13 protein-coding genes and 1 pseudogene are annotated in these 20,024 nt (G+C 57.9%); 10 read left to right on the forward strand and 4 right to left on the reverse strand.

Annotation, left to right across the window (positions count from 1 at the left end):
* Positions 1 to 32: 32 nt before the first annotated feature.
* Positions 33 to 3,131 carry an efflux RND transporter permease subunit gene (locus PLANPX_RS13255; RefSeq protein WP_152099194.1) on the forward strand — a complete coding sequence of 1,033 codons (3,099 nt, stop codon included), beginning with the start codon at positions 33 to 35 and terminating at the stop codon, positions 3,129 to 3,131.
* Between the two features lie 137 nt (positions 3,132 to 3,268).
* Positions 3,269 to 3,964 carry a VIT1/CCC1 transporter family protein gene (locus PLANPX_RS13260; RefSeq protein ID WP_152099195.1) on the forward strand — a complete coding sequence of 232 codons (696 nt, stop codon included), beginning with the start codon at positions 3,269 to 3,271 and terminating at the stop codon, positions 3,962 to 3,964.
* Positions 3,965 to 4,158: 194 nt separating this feature from the next.
* Here the strand turns inward: PLANPX_RS13260 and PLANPX_RS13265 are convergent, their stop codons facing one another.
* Together PLANPX_RS13265 and PLANPX_RS13270 are read right to left on the reverse strand one after the other, a co-directional pair.
* Positions 4,159 to 4,950, reverse strand: a complete 792-nt coding sequence (locus tag PLANPX_RS13265) for a methyltransferase family protein (RefSeq protein WP_172992049.1) — start codon at positions 4,948 to 4,950, stop codon at positions 4,159 to 4,161.
* A 79-nt stretch (positions 4,951 to 5,029) separates the two neighbouring features.
* Positions 5,030 to 5,665: a YceI family protein gene (locus PLANPX_RS13270; protein WP_172992050.1), complete on the reverse strand. Its 636-nt coding sequence runs from the start codon at positions 5,663 to 5,665 to the stop codon at positions 5,030 to 5,032.
* A gap of 354 nt (positions 5,666 to 6,019) precedes the next feature.
* Here PLANPX_RS13270 and PLANPX_RS13275 point away from each other — a divergent pair, with 354 nt between their 5' ends.
* The 3 genes from PLANPX_RS13275 to PLANPX_RS13285 are packed head-to-tail and all read left to right on the forward strand — an operon-like array spanning position 6,020 to position 9,155.
* Positions 6,020 to 6,787 (forward strand): methyltransferase domain-containing protein, encoded by a 768-nt coding sequence (locus PLANPX_RS13275; RefSeq protein ID WP_152099198.1) that lies wholly within the window; start codon positions 6,020 to 6,022, stop codon positions 6,785 to 6,787.
* Complete coding sequence (locus tag PLANPX_RS13280) at positions 6,784 to 7,959, forward strand: NAD(P)/FAD-dependent oxidoreductase (RefSeq protein ID WP_152099199.1); 1,176 nt, start codon at positions 6,784 to 6,786, stop codon at positions 7,957 to 7,959. The genes PLANPX_RS13275 and PLANPX_RS13280 overlap by 4 nt, the downstream gene beginning before the upstream one ends.
* Positions 7,960 to 7,988: 29 nt before the next feature.
* Entirely contained in the window at positions 7,989 to 9,155 is a 1,167-nt protein-coding gene (locus tag PLANPX_RS13285; RefSeq protein WP_152099200.1) for a type III polyketide synthase, read from the forward strand.
* Positions 9,156 to 9,286: 131 nt separating this feature from the next.
* Here the strand turns inward: PLANPX_RS13285 and PLANPX_RS13290 are convergent, their stop codons facing one another.
* A complete protein-coding gene (locus PLANPX_RS13290) occupies positions 9,287 to 10,993 on the reverse strand; it encodes an FAD-dependent oxidoreductase (RefSeq protein WP_152099201.1) in 1,707 nt (568 codons plus the stop codon).
* 442 nt (positions 10,994 to 11,435) lie between these two features.
* Here PLANPX_RS13290 and PLANPX_RS13295 point away from each other — a divergent pair.
* Together PLANPX_RS13295 and PLANPX_RS13300 are read left to right on the forward strand one after the other, a co-directional pair.
* A pseudogene (locus tag PLANPX_RS13295) lies at positions 11,436 to 11,748 on the forward strand (DUF2294 domain-containing protein).
* Between the two features lie 284 nt (positions 11,749 to 12,032).
* Positions 12,033 to 12,671 carry a DUF4142 domain-containing protein gene (locus PLANPX_RS13300; protein ID WP_152099202.1) on the forward strand — a complete coding sequence of 213 codons (639 nt, stop codon included), beginning with the start codon at positions 12,033 to 12,035 and terminating at the stop codon, positions 12,669 to 12,671.
* Between the two features lie 63 nt (positions 12,672 to 12,734).
* Here PLANPX_RS13300 and PLANPX_RS13305 read toward each other — a convergent pair whose 3' ends face one another.
* A complete protein-coding gene (locus PLANPX_RS13305; protein WP_152099203.1) occupies positions 12,735 to 13,439 on the reverse strand; it encodes a DUF1003 domain-containing protein in 705 nt (234 codons plus the stop codon).
* Between the two features lie 992 nt (positions 13,440 to 14,431).
* Between PLANPX_RS13305 and PLANPX_RS13310 the strand changes: the two genes are divergently transcribed.
* The 3 genes from PLANPX_RS13310 (at position 14,432) to PLANPX_RS13320 (ending at position 19,805) form a co-directional block, all read left to right on the forward strand.
* Positions 14,432 to 16,798 carry a phosphoketolase gene (locus tag PLANPX_RS13310; RefSeq protein WP_152099204.1) on the forward strand — a complete coding sequence of 789 codons (2,367 nt, stop codon included), beginning with the start codon at positions 14,432 to 14,434 and terminating at the stop codon, positions 16,796 to 16,798.
* A 34-nt stretch (positions 16,799 to 16,832) separates the two neighbouring features.
* Positions 16,833 to 18,041: an acetate/propionate family kinase gene (locus PLANPX_RS13315; RefSeq protein WP_232536394.1), complete on the forward strand. Its 1,209-nt coding sequence runs from the start codon at positions 16,833 to 16,835 to the stop codon at positions 18,039 to 18,041.
* 885 nt (positions 18,042 to 18,926) lie between these two features.
* Positions 18,927 to 19,805, forward strand: coding sequence for a sensor histidine kinase (locus PLANPX_RS13320; RefSeq protein WP_172992051.1), 879 nt, complete (start codon positions 18,927 to 18,929; stop codon positions 19,803 to 19,805).
* Positions 19,806 to 20,024 lie beyond the last annotated feature (219 nt).

Genomic DNA, 20,024 nt, shown 5'->3' on the forward strand with positions numbered 1-20,024 from the left:
CTTGGCTCGCCAATATAATTTTCGAGTCGACAATGCTCCAAAAACTGATCGAGTTCTCGCTCGCCAACCGCTTCCTGGTCTTCGCCGCGACGACGATCATGGCGATTGCCGGCGCTCGTTGCGCGGTTCTGCTTCCAATCGACGCCGTTCCGGACATGACTAATGTGCAGGTAGCCGTCATTACCGACGCGGGCTCGCTGTCGCCAGTCGAAGTGGAACGCTACGTTACCTACCCGGTCGAATCGAAGATGAGTGGGCTTCCCGACGTAGAAGAACTCCGCAGCGTTTCCAAGTTCGGCATCTCCGTGGTGACGATTGTCTTCGAGGAAGGAGCCGACCTCTACCGAGCGCGTCAGTTAGTTTCAGAGCGATTGCCTGTGGCGGCTGCCGCGATTCCAGCCGGATACGGGACGCCGGAGATGGGTCCGCTCACGACAGCTCTAGGAGAGATTCTGCAGTTTGAAGTGCGGGGCGAGAACTACACGTCGATGCAGTTACGGACGATCTTGGAGTGGGACATTGCCCCAAAGCTGCGCGAAGTCGCCGGCGTGACGGAGATCAATTCACATGGCGGTTCTTACAAGACCTTTGAAGTTCGACCAGACCCTGATCGTTTGGCGAGCAACAACGTCACGCTAGACGAGATCTTTCGTCGCTTGGAGGAGAACAACGGCTCGATTGGCGGCGGTTACGTTGTTCACCACGGCGAGCAGCGGTTCATCCGCGGAGAGGCTCTGTTAAAGAGTAGAGAGGAAATTCTCAACGTCGTCGTTAGAAGTACCGATCAGGGAACGTCTATCTTGCTCCGCGACCTCGCGGACGTTGAGGTCGCACCGATGACGCGGCAGGGAGCAGTCACGCGCGATGGTCGCGGCGAAGCGGTGACGGGAATGGTAATGATGCTGATCGGCGAGAATTCTCGCGAAGTCGTCGCACGCGTGAAGGAACGCCTAGCCGCGATCGAGTCGACCCTCCCCTCAGGAGTCTCGCTGGAGGTCATATACGATCGGTCCGCGTTAATTGGCAGAACGCTTCACACGGTTCTCCGTAATCTGCTGGAAGGAGGGGCCCTGGTCATCCTGGTACTCTTGCTCATGCTGGGAAGCATTCGAGCCGGCCTGATTGTGGCGCTCGCGATTCCGTTGTCGATGCTCTTCGCCGCCAATCTTATGTACGCGACGGCCATCTCAGCGAGTCTGATGAGTTTGGGGGCCATCGACTTCGGGTTGATCGTCGACTCCTCGGTCATCATGGTTGAGAATTGCATCCATCGGCTAGCGGAAAACCGAGGCACGCGATCACGTCTAGAGGTCATTCGCGATGCTTCGATTGAAGTTCGCAAACCAACAATGTTCGGTGAATTGATCATTGCCGTGGTCTATCTGCCGGTGTTGATGCTGCAGGGCACTGAAGGAAAGCTTTTCCGGCCAATGGCCCTGACGGTTCTGTTTGCTCTGCTGGGTTCCTTCATCCTTTCCATGACCTTGATGCCGGCGCTGGCGTCGATCGCCCTGCCTCGTTCGATGAAGGATCAAGACGTGTGGCTCGTGCGAATCATCAAAATCGCCTATCGGCCAATGGTGAGAGCAGCGATTTCGCGTCCGGCCACGACAACGACGATCGCATTGCTTGTCTTGCTGCTAAGTATTCCGGTCGCCCTGAACTTGGGAGCCGAATTCATGCCGCGGCTGGAGGAAGGAGATCTCCTAATCGAAGCGGTTCGTCTCCCCAGCGCGACGATCGAGGGCGCCACGGAAATGGGAACTCAAATTGAACGATTGCTTCTCAAGTTTCCTGAAGTGGACACGGTGTTCTGCAAAACGGGACGCCCGGAAATAGCCAATGACGTCATGGGGGTCCATCAAACCGACGTATGGGTAATTCTTAACGCGCACGAAAAGTGGCGCTCGGGCGTGACTCGAAACGATTTGATCGCGGAGATGGAAGCGGTACTTGAAGAGAATGTCGTTGGCGTTGCATTTGGATTCACGCAGCCCATTGAAATGCGCGTCGACGAACTTGTGGCTGGAGTGAAGTCAGACGTCGCAGTGCTCCTCTACGGAGATGACCTTGAAGTGCTGGCGAAGAAATCAAAAGAGATCGAACGAGTTTTGCAGGGTGTCTCAGGGGCGGCTGATGTGAAAGCGGACTTTCAGGCAAATCTTCAAACGTTGACGATTCACCCTCGCCGGGACGCTCTGGCGCGGTATGGAATCGACGCCTCTAAGGTGTTCGATGTCATCGAATCATTGGGGGGACGGAAGGTCGGCTTGGTGATGGAGGGTCGCGCTCGCATTCCGATCGTAGTTCGCGTGCCGGAAGCCTGGCGCGAGGACACTCAATTGCTTGAGCAATTGCCTGTCGGCCAGTCTGGAGGGAGAACCGTACCACTGGGGGAACTTGCCGAAATCCTACTCGCCGAGACACCCGCTAGCGTCGAGCATGACGCGATCCGCCGGCGCACCTTCATCGCCGCCAACGTACGTGGCCGGGATGTGGCAAGTTTCGTCTCCGACGCCCAGGCCGCTGTGGCAAGTAAGGTTGACCTTCCGCCCGGCTACGAGATCCGGTGGGGAGGTGACTTTGAGAATCTTCAGACAGCGAGCCGACGCTTGGCGCTGATTACGCCAGTGGTACTCCTCCTGATCTTCCTTCTGCTACATACCAGCTTTAGGTCGGTCTCGCTGGCGCTGCTCATTTTTATGGCTGTTCCGATGGCTGCCAGTGGAGGCATCTTTGCGTTGTTCCTGCGCGGCATGCCATTTAGTATCTCCGCAGGCGTCGGATTCATCGCCCTGTTCGGCGTGGCCGTCCTCAATGGGTTAGTATGGGTGAGCGCTGCCGAAAATGCGCGACGCAGCGGGCTGCCCTTGCGCGAAGTGACCCAACAAACGGCCCTTTCGCGACTTCGTCCTGTCTTGATGACGGCGATGGTCGCGAGTTTCGGGTTTATTCCAATGGCGATGTCGAACGGCGATGGCGCCGAAATGCAGCGCCCACTTGCCACCGTCGTAATCGGAGGATTGATCACGAGTACGCTGCTAACAAGTCTCGTCGTGCCGGCGATTTATCCCTGGTTCGCCCCGAATTTATCGAGCGACAACTTTACAGATAGTGTACCGTTGGTCTAAAGGGCTCTAGAACTAGGAGTGGAGAGTCAACTTAATTTCTGCTGAAGGCGACTTCTTCGACAGTCTGCCTGGCATTCCGGTTTAATGATTTGGATACGGCAGTCGTCGCTCCAATACCATCAAGTAACGAGGTCGTTATGGCGCGCCATCGTCCGGAACAACACCGTACCGATCGCATCGGCTGGCTTCGCGCTGCGGTGCTGGGCGCCAACGACGGCATCGTTTCCACGGCGAGTCTCCTGGTCGGCGTTGCGGCGGCGAATGCCGCCCGTACCGACATTCTGGTTGCTGGCGTCGCGGGACTGGTCGCCGGAGCCATGTCGATGGCGGCGGGCGAATACGTTTCGGTCAGTTCACAGGCAGACACGGAGCAGGCGGACCTCAACCGAGAGCGGACTGAGCTCGCCACAGACGGCGATTTTGAGCAGAACGAACTCGCCGAAGTTTACATTAATCGCGGGCTACAGCCCGGGTTGGCGAGGCAAGTTGCCGAGCAGCTGATGAAGCACGATGCTCTCACCGCTCACGCTCGGGATGAACTCGGCATTTCAGAAATCACTACCGCACGCCCAATCCAAGCCGCCGTGGCATCGGCCACCACATTCGCCATTGGCGCTGCAATCCCGCTACTTACAGTCTTGATTGCTCCAACCGCAGCGATCATCGCGGCGGTGATTGGAGTTTCTATTATCCTCCTTACTGTACTAGGAGGATTTGGAGCCTATGCAGGCGGAGCGCCCGTCTTAAAAGCGGCTTTGCGAGTCACGTTTTGGGGCGTTCTCGCCATGGCGCTCACGGCTAGCGTAGGAGCACTATTTGGCGCTGCTGTGTGAAAGGGCCGGATTTGATCGGTGAGGAGGACGGGCCGCGTTTACTGCTCTGCCGCGGCCCATCTTTCGCCAGTCACTCCAGCGTCAAATGGGGCGTGCTATGATCCGTGACGCATGCTCCGCAAAAAAAGGCTTCGACTAGAGTCAGCTTGTCGGATGGGGTGGACCAGCGGTACTAATCTCTCAACGGTGACGCTCTAACCGCCCGTCGAGATGCTTCGCTCGCCGCGCCGCTTTGACAGCGGGCCAAACGGCACCAACGGATAGCCTGGCACTTTTTGCTGATATTGTCGATACTCCTCCCCCATGTAGTGGGCGAGCCGTTCATCTTTCAAATAGCTACCGATGGCCAGGTAAACCGTCCACACCGCTGTCAGGAGAGCATGGTCGAGCGTCATTTGCGGCGTGAACCAGATCAATCCGGCGAAGCTGAGATATACGGGATGCCGGAGCCGGCGGTAGGCGCCCGCGGGTTCGAAGCGGCGGCGCGGCAGCGGGAGTCGACGAGCCCAGTGGCTCCATTCAGTAAAACCGGTTTGATAGCCCAGACCGGTCAGGAGCAGACTGTAGCCGAGGGCTAGCCACGAGAGATTGAACGCGACGACAACCACCGATCGCGGCCAGCCGTGCAGCTCCCACACGACGCGCTCACTCCCTTGCCAGCCATAGAATACGATCCACAACGAGACGCACGTGACGATGCAGTAGAAGACACCGAAGAACTCGCGGCCGATTGTACGGCAGATCATTGACTGCACCTTGGGGAAGCGCAGCAGGCTGTGCGGCGCCGCGAAGAGGAGCGCCAGGCCGACGTCACCCAACAGCATCGTCGGGAAAGCCGACTGCGTCACGGGGGCACCGGCCGTGTCGGAAAGAAACTGATAAAGCCAAACGACCGTCACGGCAAACATCGCTTGCGCCGTCACGCCGACGATGAGGCCCGCGGCGCGACGCCAGACCGCGACGGCGTCAGAGCATGTTCCATCCATGCTGGAGTTCCGTGGGAGAAGTAGTCGCATCGTTGAGTGACGCTCTGATTGAGTGGGATGGATGTGGGGCACGTGAACGCTATTTCACCGCGCTGACGACAATGATGTCGCCGTGGACCGTCAAGTCGTCGGCCACGCCGATGGCGCCGAGCGCTTTTCGAAGCGGCTTGATGCCATATTCCGATTGCCGCAGCGAGAACTGTCCCCGGATCCGGAGGAACTCGCCGCGGTTCTCGACTTCGGCTAGAAATTGCAGTGGCCTCTTGACGCCATGTAGGGTGAACTCGCCGACGAACTCGTAGACCGGCAATCCTTGGCGACCTGCTTGTGTGGCTTTACGCGTCGAGACGATGTCGAACGTGGCGGTGGGAAACTTCTTCACGTCGAGGACCTCGGCGCCAAGCATGTTGGCGGTCACTTCGCGCTGCGTATCGACGTCAGTCTCTCCCGCGACGCCGAGGTACTTACGCGCGTACGCCACGTCCGCGAGAAAGCTGGTCGCGTCGAACACTAGTTGGCCCGCGTCTTGATCAGCCTCCAGCGTGACGTGCCCCGAACTGAGCATGCCGACGACGCCGTGGACATGTCCTAGGCCTGTCTTCTCGACGCGGATGTAGACGCGAGAGTTTGCGACATGAACATCACCTGGGGCCAGCGTTTTGGTCGGCGCGTCGGCGGCGCCAGCGGGTGCTGCTGCGATGACACTGAGACACATTATCATCACGCCAAAAACTGGTTGAATGTGCATCGAATCTGCACACTTCTTCGCAGATCTGTTCATAGTCGACCTCGTTTCCTTTCGGTGTCGTAATTGTTCGCGCCAACGTGGTTGATGCGATTGACGCGCAGGCCTCACTCGTCGCACCATAAGCTTCACGCTCGACGACGACATGGTATAGATCGTTGCGTCGCCGAACGTCGAGATCAACTTGCGAACTTCAACCAAGCTCGCCTCCCTACTTACGGATAACCACGTCATCAATCACGGACGACGTCGCATCACGAAGAGGCGACTCGCGCCGCGCGGTCAGCTGCCGCGACGCGAAGCTGAAAGGATTCGGCTATCGAAATGTTGTGCACCGCGACGGCCGCAACGCGCGGCCCTGTCATCGGCATTCGCCAACGCGTGCCGGAACTGATGGACGAACCGGGGATCGACCCCGAGGCTCTCGACCATGCGCTCCGCGGCATCGCGAGGATTAATGCGTTCAGCCTCACCGCGGGACACCTCTGGCGACGGCTGCACCGGATCGCTCTCGAGCGCCGGCTCACTCGACTCCGCATCCTCGACGTCGGCTGCGGCAACGCCGACGTCACCCTCGGCATCGCGCGACGCGCACGCTGCTCTGGTATGAACGTCGAACTCTTCGGCTGCGATCAAACCGAGGTCGCCGTCGACGCCGCACGCGAACTCGCTCGTCGCGCGGGGCTACAGCAAGTCCGGTTCTTCCAAGCCAACGTCCTCGCGGACGACCTGCAAGGCACGTACGACGCCGTCATTAGCTCGCTATTCCTGCATCATCTCGACGAGTCGGATTCGATTGCCTTGCTGCACCGCCTCCGCGGCGTCGCTCGGCATGCGATCGTGATGGACGACCTTTGCCGTTCGGCGCTGGGCTACTGGCTCGCGCGGTGGGGTTGCCAAGTACTGACCCGCTCGCCCGTGGTCCACTTCGATGGCCCCGCATCGGTGCGGAGCGCTCTAACAGCAGCCGAAGCGTTGGCACTGGCGCACGCCGCGGGACTCGAGGGAGCCATCGTCAAACGGCGTTGGCCTGAACGATTCACGCTGATCTGGAAAAACAACGTCGTTTCCGTCCCGGAGTTCGTGCAATGAACGCCCGCGCGCATTGGAATGTCGTCGTCATTGGCGCCGGGCCGGCTGGCTCGGTCGCGGCCTATCAGTTGGCTCGCGCGGGGCTGCAGGTCGCGCTCATTGAGCGCAGCGACGGACCTCGGTACAAAGTCTGCGGCGGCTGCCTAAACCAGCGAGGCCTCTCGGTCCTTGAGCAGTGCGGACTCGGCGACGTTGTGCGGGACCAGTTCACGGCGCCACTGCGGCAGATCGTGTTCCATCGCGACGCCCGGCAAATCGCCATCAATGGGCAAGTCGGCGCTATCGTCAATCGCGCAACTTTCGACGCTGCGCTCGCTGCTGCTGCGGTGCAGGCGGGTGCCCAATTATTCGGCGGCGTCAAAGCGATCGTCGAGCCGCTCGACGCTTCGACCGCTACACATGAGTCGGCGACGCGGGCAATATCTCTCCAACGCATCGATGGAAGTCACTACCGTATCCTCACGGATTTCGTCGTCGTCGCCGATGGACTCGGCCGTCCTTCGCTGCAACGACTCGCGGAGTTCGACGCGGTCACCGCTCGCAACTCACGACTCGGCATCGGCGTCACTCCGAGTGCTGCGTTGGCGAGTGCGGGTTACGAACCGGCAACGCTCAGCATGGCGCTTGCCGATGACGGCTATCTCGGGGTCGCCCGACTCGCCGACGGTCGGCTGTGCATCGGCGCCGCCATTGACGCGGCCGTCGCCCGTCGCGGCGCCCTCGACCGTTGGATCAGCGGTACGATCGCGCGCTGCGAACTGCCCGCGATCAATGGACTCACAAGTGCATCGATCCGCGGCACGCGTCCTCTCACGCAACGCCCCGCCCGCACCGCTAGCCATCGCATCGTCCTGATCGGCGACGCCGCCGGCTACACCGAACCAATCACCGGCGAAGGCATGGCGTGGGGGCTCGCTGCAGCCGTTGCCGTGACGCCCTTCGCGCTGAAGGCCTGCCGCGAATGGCGTTCCGAATTGGCCGCCGCCTGGGGACGTACGCTCCGCCGCGACGTTTACGGCGGCCAGTATGTCAACCGCCTCTTGGCCGCCACCCTCCGCCGACCGCACTACGCGCGCCGCGTCTTCGCCGCCGCGGCGGCCCTGCCGAGTTTAACCGCCCCGATTGTTCGCCACCTGAATCGACCACAAGCCGTTGCAAGGATCGAAGCATGACTCCCCTCACGAGAACCTCCTCACGCATCATGCCCGTTCGCACCAACCTCTTGCGCAATGCGGCGCGTCGCGCCAAACGGACGCCTGCAAACCCCGTCATCCGCGGCATCGGCGTCGCCGTGCCGGAGAACTCCATCCTGCAACACGAAGCCGCCGACGTCGCCGCAGACCTCATCGCCTCCGAAGAGCGTAGCAAGCGGGCCATCGCTACGCTGTATCGACGCTCGGGCGTCGCGTCGCGGCATTGCGTCATCATCGAGCCCGCTATCGAGGGCCAACCGATGACGCAAAACTTTTTCGAGCGCCGCACCTCCCCCACCGATGGCGGACCTTCCACCGGCCAGCGTATGGCGCTCTACGAGCAATCGGCGACAAGGCTCGCCGTCGCCGCGTCGCGCGACGCAATCGCCGAGTCCGGCCTTGCCGCCGAACAGATCACGCATATTGTGTCGGCCACCTGCACCGGCTTCTCGGCGCCCGGGTTCGACCTGGGCCTGATTGACCAACTCTCCCTCTCGCGCGGGGTGCAGCGGACGCAAGTCGGCTTCATGGGCTGTCACGCCGGGCTCAACGCCTTGCGCGTCGGTCAGGCCTACTGTAAGGCCGATCTCCAGGCCAATGTCCTCGTCTGCGCGACGGAGATCTGCAGCCTTCACTTTCAGTACAGCGAGCAACCACAGACGATCGTTTCTAACGCGCTCTTCGCCGATGGCGCCGCAGCCGTGGTGTTGTCGCCCGGCTGCGCCGAGCGCTTGGCCTGCGGCGATGGCGACGCTTGGCGACTTGCAGATCATGCTTCTTTCGTCGTGCCGAACTCCGCCGACCTGATGAGCTGGCGCATCGGCGATCATGGCTTCGAGATGACGCTTTCGCCGCGCTTGCCCGACCTAATCGCCGAATCCTTGGCCCCGTGGGTTGACGGGTGGCTCGCCAAGCATCGTCTCGCCCGCACTGATATCGGCTCATGGGCCATCCACCCCGGCGGCCGCCGCATCCTCGCGGCCGCCGCCGAGTCGCTGGAATTGACGCCCGAACAGATAGCGCCGTCCGAGCAAATCTTGCGAGACTTTGGCAACATGTCATCCCCGACTGTGCTGTTCATTCTGCGCGAACTGCAACGCCGCCAAGCCAAACTGCCGGCCGTAATGCTGGCGTTTGGGCCCGGCATCACGATCGAAGCGGCGCTCGTTCAGTAACATCGGAACGCGATCTCGAACACACCTGCCGTATCGAGCGGCATTGCTCCGAGAGCTCGAACAAGCCGCAGTAGATTTATCCCTATATCCGCCTTGGAACTCGGGAACCTGAAGTTCCGTAATCGCGGCCGTTAAGACAGCCATACATATAAAATGGCGATAGGCGCAAATGCGATTACGCCAAGAAGCCCAACCGCAAATAGATCCAGGACATGAGCTGCGCCAACAGAGTAACATATGTCATCTAGAGCGCTGATTGTCCGTAGCCATGCCGGCTTGTACTGGGGTATTACCTTAACGCTAGGCTCGACTACTTGTGCTGCGCGTCGACCACTTTCCACGGCGCCTTCTATGCTCCACACATCGGCTTCCGTTTTGGTGTGGGCTCCGGCGAGGATAAGATTGGCGACCGGCGTCGCTTGAGTCGGTTGATACGGCTGCGTGTTTGTCGTGGTGACCCATTTCGGCTGCTCAGCTTGGAGTCCTTTTGAGGTGAAGAGCCATTCATGCCAAACTTCGACGCGCATGATCTGGAATGAGCTAAAGCCACGGCCCTGATTCGCCTCCGTGATCAACTTATCCAGGCCGTTGCAACTAGACAACTGAGCGAGCACCTCAGCTATGAACTGCTCTCGTGAGCATTCATCAACTGTGATCCCGTAGAGGCGGCCCGCAACTTTGCTGACGCACGCCGTACCAGTCCATAGGGACTCAACTCCCTCGCCAAGCGTCACGTCGGGAGACCACACTTGCTCGTCGGCACACAATGTCAAATTGAATTCGGAATCTGCGATGATGATCGCGGCGCGCTTGCGGAGCCAATTGACTCGTTCAGAGAACGCAATTCTGAAGGAAACTTGCGTGTGCGGACCGTCCTGCGTCAACGGCCGGAAGAGGCGTAATTGATCTAAGTCAGCTAGATGCGGTGTTCGGTCCAGGATGTCCGTTGCAGCGAATGGGTTCGTTGCCAGAACATAGTAATCCGCCTGTACCGAATCCCCAGATTTCAGATGAGCAGCGGTAACGTCTCGTCCATCGAACTCAAACTTCAATAACGGCGCTTGCCAATGGAAAGCGACGCCACATTCCTGGAGATGCTTCACCCACCGATTGATCCACACCTCGCTGCTCGGACCGCGGAGCAACAGCCAGCCGCTGCCGGCGCTATGCTGCCAAGCCGGCCCCTCCTCGTCGGCGCCATGCTGATGTGAGGGCTTGGAGATTAGTTGTTTGCGGAAAAACTGCCCCACGTGGTGTAGTGAAACATTCGTCCAATCAGACCCGACCCAGGGTCCAAAACAAGCCCTCCAATTCTTCCATCCCAAATCACTAAGGAGCGGCTTCCGTTGTTCCGCAGCATTCAACCGCGAGTAACCCTGACAGGTGCGATGATTCGCAGCCCATGTCTTAAGCAGCAACCAACTCCATCTCAAGCTATCCAATCCTGACATTCGGAACATTTTCGAGACCGGTATTATTGCCCAGCCATCGTTAAACTGTGCTTGTCCCTCGTCGGGGGCTAAGCCAAAGTCGATCGGCCGAGTCAAGCCCTTATCGTAAACGCTGCCCGACTCGTCAAACGGTATCTGCGACATGACGTCAAAGGTGTTGTGATACCAAGGCCCAAAGCCGTGCCAAGAGTATTCCGATGGCATCCCGTTATCGAGTGGCATTCGGGCGCTTCGAAAGAACCCTCCGGCGTCGCAGTTCGATTCATAAATTGACACTGCATATCCACGCTGCGCAAACTCATGCGCCGCGCTGAGTCTACGCTGCTGCTGCAGAGTCTTAGCCACTTGAGCAATTTGCTCAACGGCCGACTGCGCGGAAGATGGCACGGTGGGTGATCCTTTGTCGTTGGTCGCATTACTGCGGACAACAACGAAAAAAGCCGACGTGCCAAAACGCCTTAATGGCGTTCGAACACGTCGGCTTACTTACTAACGAGCCATCCAGCGCTGGCCGGACTGCTCCTTATTATGTCTTCCGAATGCTTAAGTCATTCAGCTTGCAGATTACTCGCTTTAAGCGATTTCGCTGCACTTGTGACTGACTCAGCAGATGAACTGTAGGCTAGCCCCCTGATAATAGATACTCCCTATTTGTTTTACTTCTTCGTAATTTGGCGTTTCGGTTAGGGCGCCCAGGGATGTACCTTCAGTAAGGAGATCGTGCTCAAATACGCTCAAGTGGCGGTCAGATAGGGTTTGAACCATGAAGTCGATCGGCGAGATCGAAGCAGGAATCTGTGAAGGAGTTTCTCGATTCGAGTTGGAGTACATGGGCCGCGGTCCGAAGGACATTCGCGCTCATCTGCTGGGATATGGTTGTTGTTAGACTCCAAGGAGTGCTCACGGGCGCGGAACAGCATTTAGTTGCGTCCCTTCCGGCCGACAAAGGGCGCGATCTTCTCAAGCAAGTTCGCACCCATTTGATCGAGACGGCGCGGCCGCTAATGGAGGCGATGATTGAAACGGTCACCGAAGTTAAGGTGGTATCTCTACATCACGATATCAGCACAAAAACGGCTGAAGAGATCCTTGTTTTCACCTTGGCGGCCATTCCCCTGTGTCGTGAGCCGAAAAAGCGATAGCTGAACTCACAGGTGTGTCAACGCGCAATCGCGTCGGTCTCGCCGTTCGCATCGGGAAATCGGTTGTCGGCCGAATCTACGTCGAGAAGCAGAGTAGGTACGTGCATTGCACTCCTCTATGCATCGCGATTGTTCGTCTCGCATCGCAACCGTCTTGGTAAGGGGGCAGCTTCTTATGCCCCCTCCCTTCGAAAGAACGCGGTGCAACTGGGAAGGAGTGACTGCAAGGCGTAGATCGCAGATTGCTACGAAACAACCTATTAAGAAAACAAAGAGTCATCGAAATGAAAGTCACCATTATCACAGTGTTAGGATGCTTGCTGTGCCTTGCCGGCGCATTCAGGGTAGCGGGAGCTGCCGAAGAGGCAGGCCACGAAGGACTGACTCACGAGATTGCCGCTTGCATGCTGCTCAGCTATCAGGAAGAGATTGCCCTCGCACAGTTTGCGGAACAGCATGCGGAGCACGCTGATGTGAAGGAGTTCGCCAAGGCATTGGTCGCTGCCCACACGAATGCCGTCGCAAGCATTAAGAAGGCAGCCCCAGAAGTCGCCGATCTTCAGCTGACGTCCGGTAAAGGCATCACTTCGGATTCAAAATCGCAACACCATCAGGCGCTCGCGATGTTGCAGCAGGTCAAGAGCGAATGTCTGGCGCTCACCGAGAAGGAACTCGGCGAGTACAAGGGGAATGAATTCGACCAGGCCTTTATCGGCCAACAGGTCGGCGCTCATATTGGAATGCTCGCTCAGCTGCGGGGGAGCAAGGATTTCGCCTCTCCGGAACTCCAAAAGGTGATTTCCGAAGGCGAGAAGACAACGGAGGCCCACATGGCCGCAGCAAAGAAGATTATGAGTCAGCTCAAGACGAACGCATCAACCACGGCTCGCGTGGGACAGCGTCCGGCCGCAGGGACTCGCTAGACTTAAGTGACGGAATTCAGTCCCGACGTGGCGGTTCATCGCCACGTCGGGATTTCCTTCACATTATCGATTCTTTCCTCTGCAGAGTTCCGTCATTAATTCGACCTCCATCTGCTGAATCTCCATCATACGCTCCCATTGATGAGACATTAGTTCATCAAGCTTCACGTGAAGGTGTCGAATTTCCAGCTCTGCTTTGAGATTGATGCGGTAGTCGTGTTCAGCACGCATCCGATCTCTCGCCTCCAATCGGTTCTGGCTCATCATGATCACTGGTGCTTGGATAGCGGCGATGAAGGACAAAACAAGGTTAAGCAAGATGAATGGGTAAGCGTCGAATGCTGCCGTGCGAAGCAGAATTGCATTGACGCCAATCCACGCAGCCATGCCTCCTGCGAACAGAATCAGAAATGACCAACTACCTCCGAAGGCAGCGAGCCGATCCGCAAGCCTCTCACCAAGGGTTCTCTGTCCGATAAATTCGTCATCTACATTCTCCGATAGCAACTCATGTTCGCGCAGGCTGTCGACCACCTCCCGTTCCAACGATGACAACTCGCCCCGTTCCGCGATCAGCGTTTTTTCAATATGCAGCGCTCGGTAAGTATTCAAATCTTCCAGGCAGATGAACTGATCGGCACTCCATTGCGGATGGTCGACCTCAATGAGCAACGCAATGGGCGATCTCACGAGGTCTCCAGGCATCATCTGGGAAGACGGTTTCATCAGGCCGCACACGGCGCATTTCTTAAGCGAAGAGTGAGTCATAGCTGAGGCTTTCGGTTCGAGAAAGGAAGCGTGCGGCAGCAACGCAGGAGACTGATATGGTTAGATGGCCAAGTAGGATGACGGACCTTCGCACTTTGACGTGATGATGCCTATGAATCACAAATGCGATCAAGCGGGGCCACTTTCAAAGCGTAAGCTTGCAATCATTCTGACGAAAGGCGCAGTAGCGATCATCGCAGTAATACTCGGTGAGCGCTTTGCATCCGCCGGCGATTCACGCGATCAATTATGTCATTCCTCGGAGGCGTCCTGGGTTCTTGTAACACCGGCGGGACGCTCGCTCACGGCCGCGCTCGATCAACTTGATGTCCAACATCGGTGGTTACGAAGCGACTTGCGAATCTCTTGGCGCTCGGGCGAGCCAATAGCTGGCCCTCTAAAGAATCGCCAGGCGCCGCTTACGGCAGCTGAAACCCATTGCAGCGCGTTCGCCGCGGCGGTCGCCAGCCACCTTGGAGTTTATCTCCTTCGCCCGCCTGAGCACTCGCACGTCCTTTTGGCCGATGCTCAATTTGATTGGCTGTCGAGCCTCAGCGGTCGACAAGCAGGCTGGAAGTCAGTGAAGGGGCCGCTTGATGCACAGGAACGAGCGAATTCTGGTATGCTCGTCGTCGCCGTAGTCAAGAACTCAGACGCCGGACTCCCCGGGCACATTGCTGTGGTAAGACCAAACGATAAGCGTGTCATATGCATCACGCGTTGCGGACCGCAGATCCTTCAGGCGGGTTTCACCAACTACCGCTCCGCCCACCTAATCCTGGGCTTCGAACGTCACTCCGGCGCCTGGCTGCCTGCGGGAAAGGGTTAGGTTCGATTCTTCTCGCACACGGTCGATTTGTGTCTGGAGCGCTGTTCGGCTTCGGAGTGCAGCCGATCCAGAAACTTTCACTGCGAGCGGCCAGATTGAATTGATGGTCGTTGCCTGAGCGTCAACGAATGTGCCCCGACTCGACGGCGAAAGGAAACCGGCCATGACATGCGACGGTCTTACCAACGAGCTACTGCTCAAGTTGGACGCCTACTGGCGTGCCGCAAATTACCTTTCGGTGGGCCAAATCTATCTGCGCAGTAACCCGCTATTGCGTGAGCCGCTGGCGCTTGAGCATATCAAAGCGCGACTGCTTGGCCATTGGGGAACAACGCCAGGGCAGAACTTTATCTACGTTCATCTCAACCGGGTGATCAAGCAGTACGATCTGAACATGATCTACATCTCGGGGCCGGGACATGGCGGACCGGCGTTGGTGGCCAACACCTATCTGGAAGGATCGTACACCGAGTTTTATCCTGACGTGACCCAGGATGAGGCCGGCATGGCCAAGCTGTTCAAGCAGTTTTCATTTCCGGGCGGCATTCCAAGTCACGTGGCGCCCGAAACGCCCGGATCGATCCACGAAGGTGGCGAGTTGGGCTACTCGCTGAGCCATGCGTTTGGAGCCGTCTTCGACAACCCAGAGCTGATCGTGGCCTGCGTCATTGGCGATGGCGAGGCAGAGACCGGACCGCTGGCCACGGCCTGGCACTCCAACAAGTTCCTCAATCCCGCATCGGACGGGGCCGTCTTGCCGATCCTGCACCTCAACGGTTTCAAGATCGCGAATCCCACCATCTTGGCTCGAATGGGGCATGATCAGTTAGCAGCGTTAATGAGGGGATATGGCTACGAGCCATTTTTTGTCGAGGGAGATGATCCGGCGACAATGCATCTCCTCATGGCGTCGACTCTAGATACCGTAGTGGGCAGAATCAAAGAGATTCAGCGCGCCGCGCGAACTGACGGCTGCTCAGGCGTGCCGGCGTGGCCGATGATTGTGTTGCGCTCTCCCAAGGGTTGGACGGGCCCCAAGGTAGTCGACGGCCTCCAAATTGAAGGGACGTGTCGATCCCATCAAATCCCCCTCACCGAAGGTCCCGAGGCGCCCAGTCACGTTGCGCTCCTAGAAGCATGGATGAGGAGTTATCGCCCAGAAGAGTTGTTCGACGAGTCGGGGCGTCTCCTCGCCGAATTGGCCGAGTTGGCGCCTCGCGGTGAGCGGAGAATGGGAGCCAATCCTCATGCCAACGGCGGCATTCTCTTGAAGGCGCTGCGGATGCCAGACTTCCGAGAGTATGCCGTCAGCTTTGCTTCGCCCGGCTCCGTCGATCGGTCAGATACGCAGGTGCTTGGGCAGTTTCTACGGGATGTGATCAAGCTAAATGAGGCGCAACGCAATTTTCGCATCTTCTCCCCCGACGAAACCGCGTCGAACCGGCTTTCCGCCGTCTTCGAGGCCACATCAAAGCAGTGGCTTGCCCCCATCGAAGCGAATGACGAGCATCTGGCCGCCGAAGGTCGAGTGATCGAGATGCTCAGCGAGCATCAATGCGAGGGATGGCTAGAGGGTTATTTGTTGACTGGTCGGCACGGACTACTTAACTCATACGAGGCCTTCATTCACATCGTCGACTCGATGTTCAACCAGCATGCCAAATGGTTGAAGGAAACGCGCGATATTCCCTGGCGCCGACCAATCGCCTCCCTCAACTACCTACTGGCGTCGCATGTCTGGCGTCAGGATCACAATGGGTTTACGCATCAAGATCCTGGGTTCATCGATCACGTCGTCAACAAGAAGGCCGAGATAGTTCGCGTCTATTTGCCGCCGGATGCAAACTGCCTTCTCTCGGTGATGGACCATTGCTTGCGTAGCACGCACTACGTGAACGTCGTCGTCGCCGGCAAGCATCCGGCTCCGCAATGGCTTGGCATCGACGCCGCTGTCGCACATTGTTCCGCAGGAATCGGGATGTGGGAGTGGGCCAGCAACGACCAGGATGGTGAGCCTGACGTAGTGATGGCCTGCGCCGGGGACGTGCCGACGCTCGAAACGCTCGCGGCTGTCCAGTATCTACGACAATCATTGCCCGAACTCAAGATTCGCGTCGTCAATGTCGTCGACCTCATGAAGCTCCAACCTTCGAGCGAACATCCGCATGGTTTGAGCGATTATGACTTTGATACGCTCTTCACGAAAAACAAGCATGTGATCTTCGCATTCCACGGTTATCCGTGGCTGATCCACCGACTCACGTACCGTCGTACGAATCACGCTAATCTGCATGTTCGCGGCTATAAAGAAGAAGGGACGATCACGACTCCATTTGATATGGCAGTGCTGAACGATCTTGATCGCTTTCACTTAGCTACTGATGTCATCGATCGCCTGCCGCAACTTGGCTCGCGAGCAGCACACCTTGAGCAGGCTCTCCGAGATAAGTTGTTCGAACATCGGCAGTACATCAACGAATACGGCGAGGACATGCCGGAGATTCAGAACTGGAAGTGGGAGCTGAGTTGAAAGTTATGCCCAGAGCAAATCGAAGGACTTGAACTTGTCCGAACTATTCAGCCCACCCCCGGTGCAGCGTCTGATCCTTGCCGTCAACGCTGGCTCGTCGAGTCTCAAGATCGCCGTCTTCGAAGCAAATTCGCCTCCAGTTCGCCTTGCCTCGGCCAAGATCGAGCGCATCGGCGCGTCCGACGCCAAGATTACCCTTGCGATCGGCGGCGAGGCGTCACGCTCCGAAGCAGTGGTCGCAAGCTCTCACGACGACGCACTTGCTGCGATCATGTCTAGCCTACGGGGCAAGATTAACGATACCTCGATCGCAGGCGTTGGTCACCGTCTCGTTCATGGCGGGCCTAACCATTCGGCTTCGGAGGTGATAACGCCGAAATTGCTGGACGATATCCGCCAGCTTGAACTCTACGACCCAGAGCATTTGCCATCCGAGTTGCAGGTGATCGAATCGCTGAAACGACGGCTGTCAAATATCCCTCATGTCGCTTGTTTCGACACGGCCTTCCATCACGATCTTCCGGCGGTTGCGCGGCGACTGCCGCTACCGCGACGATTTGACGCATTCGGCGTGCGTCGCTACGGATTTCATGGGCTTTCCTACGCCTACCTGATGGACCATCTAGCCCGATTGGATTACGAGGAATCACGGGGGCGAATCGTCCTTGCGCATTTGGGCAACGGCGCAAGCTTGGCGGCGGTGCGAGACGGCAAACCCATTGACACCAGCATGGCATTCACGCCTGCCGCCGGCATTCCCATGAGCACTCGATCGGGTGACATTGATCCTGGGTTGATTGAATATCTCTTGCGGTCCGCGAGCATCACGGTTCAAGAGTTTAATCGTATTATCCACTTAGAGTCAGGACTTCTCGGCGTCTCCGAGACCTCTGGCGACATGGAGCTGCTTCTGGAACACGAATCTGAGGATGCGAGGGCAGGGGAGGCAGTGGCAATATTTTGCTATCATGTCCGCAAGTATATTGGCGCTTATGCAGCCGCCATGGGAGGACTTGACACGCTCGTCTTCACAGGCGGAATCGGCGAGCGTGCGGCGAAAGTTCGATTGCAAATTTGCGCGGAACTTCGGTTCTTAGGAATTGAATTGGATCCGATGGCAAATAGCGACAATAGCAAATTGATATCGAATGGCGCGTTTCCCGTGAAGGTGCGAGTCATTACAACAGACGAGGAGCAGATGATTGCAAAGGATGTTATCAACATGATTGGTGAACGACATTGAGGCGAACCGCTGGTGCAACTAGTGTTGCAGGCGCTGAGTGCACAACCATAGAAGTCCAGCGAGACTTTGTTACAGATACGCGCTTCACCGTTTGGGGGGATGCATGCCTTATCTCGCCCCCCTTTAGACGTTGCGTCGGTCTGCGTATGCCCGTGTTCAGCATCAATAAGTCTAGCGGGCCGTCTGCCAGACTGAACCGACTATCCCTCGAGCACCAATCACGTGTTGCGGGCGATCCTCGCGCAAATCAAGTCTCGGCGACCACGTCGACGCCTCGCCCGCGTTGCACGGCTTGGCGCCCGCGTTTGTCGGCAAACCTCCTCACGCTCGTCGCGTTGCTACAATGGCCGCACTTGGAGTCATTCCCCCGTAGCAATAGGGCCATGCGATGGACACTATCCCGCCGAAGGAAAATCAGTTGAGCGCGCTCGCGCAGCACCTGTTCGTTCGGCGCGAGTCAATTCTTAGCGCTTGGCGAAATCAGATCGCTCAAGACAGAAGACTCACGACCGCTTCCACGTTGCCGCGTACGCAACTTAATGATCATATCCCGCAATGACTGGCCGACTACGAATGCAAACTGCGTGGAACCCAACCAAACTTGGACGAGCAACAAACTTCGGAGAATGCGGTCCAACATGGATTGCATCGTTGGCAGCAGGGCTATGACCTGCGCGAAGTCATGCGTGAATGGGGCCATCTTCAAACGTGCGTCCTGAATGAACTGGGAAACTACAGCGGCCCATCCAGTTCTGCCGGCCGAAGATCTCACAGCCGCGTGGCGAGTCTTGTCACAACTGTTTAACGAGGGAGTCAGCGAGAGCGCCGCCAAATATTATCAGATGCAGGAAACCGAGGCCGTCGGCCATGTGCGGGATCTGGAGAATGCAGCAAAAATCGCTTCAAGAACTCGAACGCCGACGAGGGGAACTCTGGCGACAGGCAGCCCATGATCTTCGCGGCAATGTGGGGGCGGTCGTCAACGTCACGGAAGGTCTCACCATGGGGGGGCTTCCGGAATTAATGCGAGATGAGTTCGTCACTTTGCTGCAGAAGAGCGTTTCGTCGCTGCACGCGATGCTGGACGAGGTCATCGAGATCGGACGACTTCAAGCGGGGCAAGAACAGCGACAGGTCGCTCGCTTTGACGTCGCGACGCTCATGCAAAACTTAGTCGAAAGCATGCAACCGATTTCGCATGAGCGCGGGCTTACCCTCTCAGCCAGCGGACCAGCTCCCATGGAGGTCCAATGTGACGCTGGGAAGATATGTCGTATTGCTCAAAACTTCGTCATCAATGCGTTGAAGTATACGGAACGTGGGAGCGTCACCCTCAGTTGGGGGAACAGTCGCGCCAACGACGCCAATCGATGGATGCTGTGCGTGGAAGACACAGGCCCCGGATTCCACGCTGGACCTGGAGCGCCGCTGGCCGAGGCGCTCGTCGACGCGACAACTGAAGCGATGAAATTAGACGCTCGATCGGGCGATCGGGGAATTCCGTCTGATGCTGAGAATGCTCAGTTAAGGCCAGCCCACGCCACGGACAATCGCCCTGTTCATCAAGAGCAGGGGGAAGGCATCGGCCTGTCGATTGTTAAGCGCTTATGCGACTTGCTGGACGCTAGCGTGGAGTTGGATCGGGCCCTGAGCAGGGGACGGTGTTTCGCGTCATTCTTCCGCGCGAGTATCAGCAATAATACCTGCATGACGTCACGTTCCCTCTCCACGATACGAAAACCGATCGCTTTCTCAAACAGCTAGCGATGGCCAACTGGAAATTGGCCTGCCAACAGAAAGGAAAGCGGCGGCGGCACTTCATCAGCCTGGCCGACGTGGAAGCTCCGACGCAATGGGCGAGCCGTCATCGACCGCCCTCGATCGCTTGATCGACCGGCCTAAGTTCCAAAGCATCGCGCCTAAGATAAGGCCGCAGGCCAGCACCGGAAACAGCACCAATCGCAAACGCTTGCTCGCTCGTCG

Source organism: Lacipirellula parvula (genome assembly GCF_009177095.1).
GTDB lineage: Bacteria > Planctomycetota > Planctomycetia > Pirellulales > Lacipirellulaceae > Lacipirellula > Lacipirellula parvula.

Coding starts and splice junctions, on each gene's coding strand:
- PLANPX_RS13285 (WP_152099200.1), top strand. CDS start 7,989: ATGCCCGTTCGCACCAACCTCTTGCGCAATGCGGCGCGTCGCGCCAAA.
- PLANPX_RS13260 (WP_152099195.1), top strand. CDS start 3,269: ATGGCGCGCCATCGTCCGGAACAACACCGTACCGATCGCATCGGCTGG.
- PLANPX_RS13300 (WP_152099202.1), top strand. CDS start 12,033: ATGAAAGTCACCATTATCACAGTGTTAGGATGCTTGCTGTGCCTTGCC.
- PLANPX_RS13265 (WP_172992049.1), bottom strand. CDS start 4,950: ATGGATGGAACATGCTCTGACGCCGTCGCGGTCTGGCGTCGCGCCGCG.
- PLANPX_RS13320 (WP_172992051.1), top strand. CDS start 18,927: ATGCAGCAAAAATCGCTTCAAGAACTCGAACGCCGACGAGGGGAACTC.
- PLANPX_RS13270 (WP_172992050.1), bottom strand. CDS start 5,665: ATGTGTCTCAGTGTCATCGCAGCAGCACCCGCTGGCGCCGCCGACGCG.
- PLANPX_RS13255 (WP_152099194.1), top strand. CDS start 33: ATGCTCCAAAAACTGATCGAGTTCTCGCTCGCCAACCGCTTCCTGGTC.
- PLANPX_RS13305 (WP_152099203.1), bottom strand. CDS start 13,439: ATGACTCACTCTTCGCTTAAGAAATGCGCCGTGTGCGGCCTGATGAAA.
- PLANPX_RS13280 (WP_152099199.1), top strand. CDS start 6,784: ATGAACGCCCGCGCGCATTGGAATGTCGTCGTCATTGGCGCCGGGCCG.
- PLANPX_RS13275 (WP_152099198.1), top strand. CDS start 6,020: ATGTTGTGCACCGCGACGGCCGCAACGCGCGGCCCTGTCATCGGCATT.
- PLANPX_RS13310 (WP_152099204.1), top strand. CDS start 14,432: ATGACATGCGACGGTCTTACCAACGAGCTACTGCTCAAGTTGGACGCC.